Source organism: Blastococcus sp. CT_GayMR20 (assembly GCF_004570345.1).
The window spans coordinates 1-7,583 of record NZ_SPQM01000187.1 but is presented as its reverse complement, the minus strand read 5'-3'; the positions used below and the strand labels follow the sequence as shown (position 1 = coordinate 7,583).

The following is a 7,583-nucleotide window of genomic DNA, read 5'->3' as shown; positions in this document are numbered from 1 at the left end:
CGAGGGTCAGGGGAGCGCCGAGCCGCTGCAGCGCCCACGCCCGGGTCGTCGCCGTCCCCGAGTCGCCCGGCTCGGGGACGGGCCGCTCGACGAACTGCGATTGACCGCCTTCCCGCCAGGGGGCGACGACGCTGCGGCGGGCGACCCGGCTGGCCACCTCGCTCCCGTGGTCGCGGCGGATCACGTGGAGGAGCAGGTCTATGCCGGCGGCGTTCCCCGCCGAGGTCAGGACGTCGCCGTCGTCCACGAAGAGGACGTCCGGGTCGAGGCGCACCCGTGGGAAGAGCCGGCCGAACGCGGGGCTGTGCACCCAGTGGGTGGTCGCCGGGCGGCCGTCGAGCAGGCCGGCGGCGGCGAGCACGAACGCCCCGGTGCAGATGGAGACCAGGCGGGACCGTCCGGCCGCGCGCCGCAGCAGGTCGGCGAGCTCGGCGGGCAGGGTGCCGTCGGTCATCGCGGACGTGCCGTGGATCCCGGGGAGGACGACGGTCTGCGCCGTCTCGAGGATCGAGGCGTCGTGCTCGGGGAGGAGCGAGTACCCGGCCGAGGTGCGCACCGGGCCGCCGTCCAGGCTGGCCACCCGCACGCGGTAGAGCGGGCGGCCGTCGGGGTCGACGGCGCTGCCCAGGAACTGGTGCGGCAGGCCGACCTCGTAGGCCATGGTGTCGGGCAGCGCCAGGACGGCGACCTCGTGCCGTTCGGTCATGGCCGGATCCTTGCACATGTTGGCTGCCCGGCCACTCCCTCCGGGCCGCCGCAATCCGCCATGCTGTCCGCCGTGACTGCACCCGCCCCGCCGCGCGCGCACCGCATCCACCCCGCGTGGTGGGTCGCCGCGGTGACGTTCCTGGCCCTCGTCGGCGCCGCCGCCTTCCGCGCGGTGCCGGGCGTGCTGATCGACCCGCTGCGCGACGAGTTCGGGTGGTCGGTGTCCACGATCTCGGCGGCGGTCGCGGTCAACATGGCGCTCTACGGGCTCACCGCCCCGTTCGCGGCGGCGCTGATGGAGCGGTTCGGCATCCGCCGCGTCGTCCTCTGCGCCCTGCTCGTCGTCGCGGTGGGCAGCGGCCTGACCGTCTTCATGACGACCAGCTGGCAGCTGATCCTGCTGTGGGGCGTGCTCGTCGGGCTCGGCACGGGCGCGATGGCGCTCTCGCTGGTGGCCACGGTGACCGGCCGCTGGTTCGTGGCCCGCCGCGGGCTCGTCTCCGGCATCCTCACCGCCGGCGGCGCGGCCGGGCAGCTGATCTTCCTGCCGCTGGTCGCGTGGGTCGACTCCCAGTGGGGGTGGCGCGCGGCGTCGCTGGGCACCACCGCCGCGGCCCTCGCCGTTCTCCCGCTGGTGGCGTGGCTGCTGCGCGACCGGCCCCGCGACCTCGGCGTCGTCCCCTACGGCGGGACGGCGGCCGACGACGTCGATCCGGTGCGCACCGGCGCCGCCCGTGCGGCCATCAACGGCCTCGTCGAGGGGGCGCGGACGCGGCCGTTCTGGCTGCTCGTCGCCGGGTTCTTCATCTGCGGGATGTCCACGAACGGCCTCGTCCAGCCGCACTTCATCCCGGCGGCGCACGACCACGGGATGCCGGTGACGACGGCCGCCGGTCTGCTGGCCGTCGTCGGTCTCTTCGACATCGTGGGCACGATCTTCTCCGGCTGGCTGACCGACCGGATCGACCCGCGGCTGCTGCTGCTGGCCTACTACGGGCTGCGCGGGCTGTCTCTGTTCGCGCTGCCGACGCTGTTCGGACCGGACCTTCAGGTCAGCATGATCGCGTTCATCGTCTTCTACGGCCTGGACTGGGTGGCGACCGTGCCGCCGACGTTGGCGCTGTGCCGGGAGCACTTCGGTGCCCGCGCGCCCGTCGTCTTCGGCTGGGTGTTCGCCTCCCACCAGCTGGGCGCGGCGGTCGCCGCGTTCGGCGGCGGCGTCATCCGTGACGTCACCGGCTCCTACGACCTGGCCTGGTTCCTCGCCGGCGGGCTGTGCATGGTCGCGGCGGCGGCGTCCGTCGCTATCCGCCGCAACCTCCCGCCGCCGGCCGAGACGATGCTGCCGACCAATCCGGAGGAAGCCGCCGCCGCCCAGGCCCACGGCTGAAAGTGGGAGGCCTCAGCCTGCTGCGGCCAGCGCGGGGTCGACCGAACGGCCCAGGATCAGGTCCGAGGCGCGCTCGGCGATCATGATCGTCGGGGCGTTGGTGTTGCCGCGGACCAGCGTCGGCATCACCGAGGCGTCGGCCACCCGCAGCCCCTCGATGCCGTGCACCCGCAGCTGCGGGTCCACCACCGACCGGTCGTCGGTGCCCATCCGGCAGGACGACACCGGGTGGTACAGCGACTCGAGGGTCTCCTTCACCGAGGCGCGCAGGGCGTCGCGGCCCTGCACCTTCCCTCCCGGCGACCACTCACCGGCGAGCACATGGGCCAGTGGTCCGGTGCCGGCGATGTCGCGCGCCTTCTCCACCCCCGACACCAGCGCCTCGAGGTCGCGCTCGTCGGTGAGGTACCCCGCGTCGATCGCCGGGGCCCAGTTCGGGTCGGCCGAGCGCAGCCGCACCGAACCGCGTGAGTGCACGTGCACCAGGACGACCAGGGTGCTGAAGGCCTCGACGTCCGGATCGATCTCCGCCTGCTTCCAGAACTTCACCGGCAGGAAGTGGTACTGGAGGTCGGGCTCGGCCAGCTCGGGGGAGGAGCGGGTGAACAGCCCGGCCTCGGCGAGGTTGGACGTGAGCGGGCCGCGCCCCGCGGCCTTCCACCTCGCCAGGTTGAGCGGCGTCTCGGCCAGGCGCAGGGACTTGCCCGAGCGGACGTCGTAGACCATCGGCACGAGCGGGTGGTCCTGCAGGCCGGCGCCGACGCCGGGCAGGTCGTGGACGACGTCCACCCCGACCTCCCGGAGGTGGTCGGCCGGCCCGATGCCCGACAGCATCAGCAGCTGCGGGGAGTTGATCGCGCCGCCGGAGAGCACGACCTCGCGGGCGGCGTGCGCGGTGTGCACGCGCCCTCCCGCGCGGTACTCCACGCCGGTCGCGCGGCCGTCGGAGATCAGCACCCGGGTCGTGAGCGCCCCGGTCCGCACGGTCAGGTTGGGTCGACGCATCGCGGGGTGCAGGTACGCGTCGGCGGACGACCAGCGGCGGCCGCGCCTCTGGGTCACCTGGTACTGGCCGACGCCCTCGAGCGTGGCCCCGTTGAAGTCGTCGTTGCGGGGGTAGCCCGCGGCGACCGCCGACTGGACGACGGCGCGCGTCCAGGGGTGCGGGGAGCGGAGGTCCTCCACCCGCAGCGGACCCCCGACGCCGTGGTAGCGGTCGGCGCCGCGGGCGTTGTCCTCCATGCGGCGGAACAGCGGCAGCACGTGCTCGTAGGACCAGGCCGGGTCACCGGTGCGCCGGGCCCACTCGTCGTAGTCGGCGGCCGCACCGCGCATGTAGATCATCGCGTTGATCGACGACGACCCGCCGAGCAGCTTCCCGCGCGGCCAGAACAGCTTGCGGCCGTCGAGGGCGGGTTGCTCCTCGGTCGTGTAGTTCCAGTCGTGCCGGGTGCGCCAGACCTTGTAGAGGCCGGCCGGGATCTGCACCTCGAGCACCTTGTCCGAGCCGCCCGCCTCGAGCAGCAGCACGCGCAGCGACGGGTCCTCCGAGAGCCGGCCGGCCAGTGCGCAGCCGGCCGAGCCCGCGCCGACGACGATGACGTCGAACTCCTCGCCCGCGCTCATCGGTGCCGCCCGTGCAGCATCCCCATCAGGCGGGCCACTGAGTCCATCGCCGACGCCGGGCGGTTGAAGCTCGTGAGGTTGACCGGGAGTGCCACGCGCTGCCGGGTGATCGCCTTGGCGCGGGTGAACTCCCGAAGCCCGTCCTCGCCGTGGATCCGACCGAAGCCGCTGTCGCCGACGCCGCCGAAGGGCAGGGCCGGCACCGAGGCGAAGGTGATGACGGAGTTGATCGACGTCATGCCGCTGCGCATCCGGCGGGCGAGGTCCAGGCCGCGGGCCTTCGACTTCGTGAACACCGAGCCGGCCAGGCCGTAGGAGGTGGCGTTCGCCCGCTCCAGCGCCTCCTCGGCGTCGCGGACCTTGGTGATGGTCAGCGTCGGGCCGAAGGTCTCCTCACGGATGGCGGCCGACTCCTCCGGTACGTCGAGCAGGACGGCGGGCACCAGGTAGTTCTCGTTCGGGAAGAGGCTCTGGTCGGCGTCCCCGCGGACGACGCGGCCACCGGAGGTCGCGGCGGCCTCGACGTGCCGGCGCACGATGCCGGTCTGCGACGGCATGGTCATCGGGCCGTAGGTGGCCTCGTCGTCCGATCCGGGGCGCAGGGTGCGCACCTGCGCGGTCACCTCGGCGACGAACCGGTCGTACACGGCGCTGGTGGCGTAGACCCGCTCGATGCCGGTGCAGGTCTGGCCGGCGTTGCTCATCGCGCCCCAGACGGCGGCGTCGGCGGCGGCGACCACGTCGGCGTCGTCGTCGACGATCATCGCGTCCTTGCCGCCGAGCTCCATGAGCACCGGGGTCAGCGTCTCCGCGCAGGTGGCCATGACCTTCCTGCCCGTCGCGCCGGAGCCGGTGAAGGCCAGCTTGCCGACGCCGGCGCGGCAGAGCGCGGCACCGGTCTCGCCGTAGCCGGTGACGACCTGGAAGGCGTCGACCGAGTCGGGGACGGCGGCCCGCCACGCGGCGGCCAGCCAGGCGCCGATGGCCGGCGTGTACTCCGAGGGCTTGAAGACGACGGCGTTGCCGGCGGCCAGGGCGTAGCCGATCGAGCCCATGGGCGTGAACACCGGGTAGTTCCAGGGACCGATGACGCCGACGACGCCGAGCGGCTGGTACTCGAGGTACGCGGCGTGGTTGGCCGCGAGCATCCCGGCCTTCACGCGGCGGGGGCCGAGCGTCTTGCGGGCGTGCGCTCCTGCCCAGGCGAGGTGGTCGATGGCGAGGGTGATCTCGAGGATCGCGTCGCCGTGCGGCTTGCCGTTCTCCTTGTGCACGAGGTCGGCCAGCTCGTTCATCCGGCGGGCGAGGTAGCCGCGGTAGGCGGCCAGCCGCTGCCGGCGGCCGTCGAAGCCCAGCGCGGCCCACCGCTCCGCCGCGGGGCGGGCCCGCTCGACGGTCTCCCGGACGGCGTCGGCGTCGTGCACCGGGAAGACGCCGACCACCGCCCCCGTCGCCGGGTTGGTCGACTCGAAGGTCTGCGTGGTGTCGTGCCGGTCGACGCTGCCCGCGGTGGCGTCGGTGACCGTGTCCATCTGGTCGGTGAGCGACATGGGAACGCACGTTACCCGCGAGTCACCTACGCGGCCGTAGGGGCGAGGGAGCCGTCCCCGGACGGGCGACGGCGCCGGTCAGTCGTCGGCGGTGACGACCGCCCAGACGGTCTTGGCACCGCGCGCGCGGTGCCAACCGTGGCGGACCGCGAGGTCGGCGACGAGGTAGAGCCCGAAACCGCCCAGTCCCGGGTCGCGGCCCTGCGCCGGCGTCGGGGGGACCTCGATGGAGGAGTCGCTCACGGCGATCATCCAGTCGTCGCCGGACCGGCTGAGTGCCGCGGCCACCGGTGCGCCGCCGTGACGGAGGGCGTTGGAGGTCAGCTCGTCGGCGACCAGCACCAGCCGCTCCGCCCAGTGCTCGCGCTCGGGCCGCTCGACCGTCGGCCGACCGGTCAGTGCCGCCCGGAGGCGGGCCCGCAGCTTCGCCAGCTCACCGAGCGACGACAGCTGCTGGCACCAGAGTTCCCGGAAGCCGTGCGGCAGGCGCGCAGGCTGCCAGAGCGCCACTGCCACCGCCTCGCTGTCGCCGGGTTTCATCCTCGCTCGCCACGCCGGTGCCAGGTCGTGGGACTGCAGGTGTGCCGTGCCCGTTCCTGGGTGCCCTAACCTCCGCCGCGCCGGAAGTTCACTCCTACGAGCAACTAGGGTCGCGCACCGACGCCGGCCGTGCCGGACAGCTCCGAGGAAGGCCCGAGATGCGCACCGGTCCCGGCGGCGACGCGGCCGATCCGTTCGGCACCGAAGCCCTCCGGCGCGCCGTCCTCCGTGCCTGGACGGACTCTCCCGCGCGCTTCCGCGAGGACGCCAACGCCGAGGAGGACCTGGTCCGCGGCGGCTACCGCGACCGGTTGCTGGTCGAGCTCGCGCAGAACGCCGCCGACGCTGCCGTCCGCGGTGGCGTGCCCGGTCGGCTGCGGCTCGAGCTGGCCGGTGATCTGCTGCGCGCGGCCAACACGGGCGCCCCCCTGGACGCAGCCGGGGTGCAGGGACTGGCGACGCTGCGTGCCTCGGCGAAACGGGACGAGGCGGCGACGGTGGGCCGCTTCGGCGTCGGCTTCGCTGCAGTGCTGGCCGTCAGCGACGAACCGGCGGTCGTGTCGACGACGGGCAGCGTGCGGTTCAGTGCCCGACGGACACGGGCCGAGGTCGCGGCCCTCCCCGCGGTGGCGGCCGAGCTGGCGCGCCGCGACGGCGCGGTGCCGGTCCTGCGCCTGCCGTGGCCGGCCGACGGAGCGCCCCCGGAGGGCTTCGCGACGGAGGTCGTGCTCCAGCTGCGGGCCGGCACCCGCGCCACCGTTGCGGCCGGGCTGGAGGCGCTGTCCGCCGAGCTGTTGCTCGCTCTCCCTGGCCTCGACACCGTGGAGGTCGTCCTCGACGGGGCGCTGCGCACGCTGTCGGCCGCGCGGTCCCCGGACCGCGTTCGCCTGACCGACGGCGACACCACCACGGACTGGCAGGTGGCCCGTCGCACCGGCGAGCTCGCGACGGACCTCCTCACCGGCCGGCCGGTCGAGGAGCGCCACCGGCGGAGCTGGACGGTCACCTGGGCGGTCCCGCTGGACGAGGACGGCGACCCCGTGCCGCTGACCGGGGCGCAGGTGGTCCACGCACCCACGCCGAGCGACGAGCCCCTCTCGCTGCCGGTTCGGCTGATCGCGCCGTTCCCGCTCGGCCCGGACCGGCGGCACGTCGCGCCCGGTCCCGTCACCGAGGCGCTGGTCGAGGCCGCCGCGGACACGTTCGCCGACCTGGTGGCCGGCCTGGCACCCGTCCCCGCGCTGCTCCGGCTGGTGCCGCGCGTCGGGCTCGCCGGGGCCGCGCTGGACGCCGCGCTCAACCGGGCCGTCCTCGACCGGCTCGCCGCCACCTCGTGGCTGCCGGTCGCCGGCGAACGCGACCTCCGTCAGGCACCGGCCCGCGCAGCCGTGCTGGACGACGCCACCGACGAGCGGATCCACGCGCTGGCCGGCGTCCTGCCGGGGCTGCTGCCGGCGGAGTGGTCCCGGCGCACGGACGGGCCGGCCCTCTCGGCGCTGGGCATCCGGCGGATCGGCATCGCCGAGGCCGTGGAGGCGGTGCGGGGGGTCGACCGGCCGGTGGCCTGGTGGGCCCGTCTCTACGCCGCCCTGGACGGCGCCGACCGCGAGGAGCTGGCCGCGCTCCCGGTCCCGCTCGTCGACGGCCGCACCGCGCACGGGCCCGCCGGGGTGCTGCTGCCCGACGAGGCGCTGCCGGTGGCACGCCTGGGCGCACTGGGGCTGCGCCTGGCCGAGCCGGACGCCGTGGCCCCGCCCGCAGCCCAGATC

The 7,583-nt window shown here is 74.8% G+C and carries 5 protein-coding genes and 1 pseudogene; 2 read left to right on the top strand and 4 right to left on the bottom strand.

The features are described from left to right. A partial coding sequence (locus E4P40_RS24780; RefSeq protein ID WP_245160565.1) for a DJ-1/PfpI family protein occupies window positions 1-706 on the bottom strand: 706 nt, incomplete at its 3' end. 72 nt (window positions 707-778) lie between these two features. On the opposite strand from E4P40_RS24780, the gene E4P40_RS24775 reads away from it, so the two are divergent. Then, window positions 779-2,098 carry an MFS transporter gene (locus E4P40_RS24775; protein WP_245160564.1) on the top strand — a complete coding sequence of 440 codons (1,320 nt, stop codon included), beginning with the start codon at window positions 779-781 and terminating at the stop codon, window positions 2,096-2,098. Between the two features lie 12 nt (window positions 2,099-2,110). Here E4P40_RS24775 and E4P40_RS24770 read toward each other — a convergent pair whose 3' ends face one another. From E4P40_RS24770 to E4P40_RS24760, 3 genes are all read right to left on the bottom strand, one after another. Next, a complete protein-coding gene (locus E4P40_RS24770) occupies window positions 2,111-3,724 on the bottom strand; it encodes a choline dehydrogenase (protein WP_135161008.1) in 1,614 nt (537 codons plus the stop codon). Beyond that, window positions 3,721-5,256, bottom strand: coding sequence for an aldehyde dehydrogenase family protein (locus tag E4P40_RS24765; RefSeq protein ID WP_167762367.1), 1,536 nt, complete (start codon window positions 5,254-5,256; stop codon window positions 3,721-3,723). The genes E4P40_RS24770 and E4P40_RS24765 overlap by 4 nt, the downstream gene beginning before the upstream one ends. 96 nt (window positions 5,257-5,352) lie before the next feature. Beyond that, on the bottom strand, window positions 5,353-5,814 hold the full coding sequence (locus E4P40_RS24760) for an ATP-binding protein (protein ID WP_135161006.1): 462 nt from the start codon (window positions 5,812-5,814) through the stop codon (window positions 5,353-5,355). Between the two features lie 158 nt (window positions 5,815-5,972). Between E4P40_RS24760 and E4P40_RS24755 the strand changes: the two are divergent. After that, window positions 5,973-7,583, top strand: a pseudogene (locus E4P40_RS24755) (hypothetical protein); the annotation flags it as partial.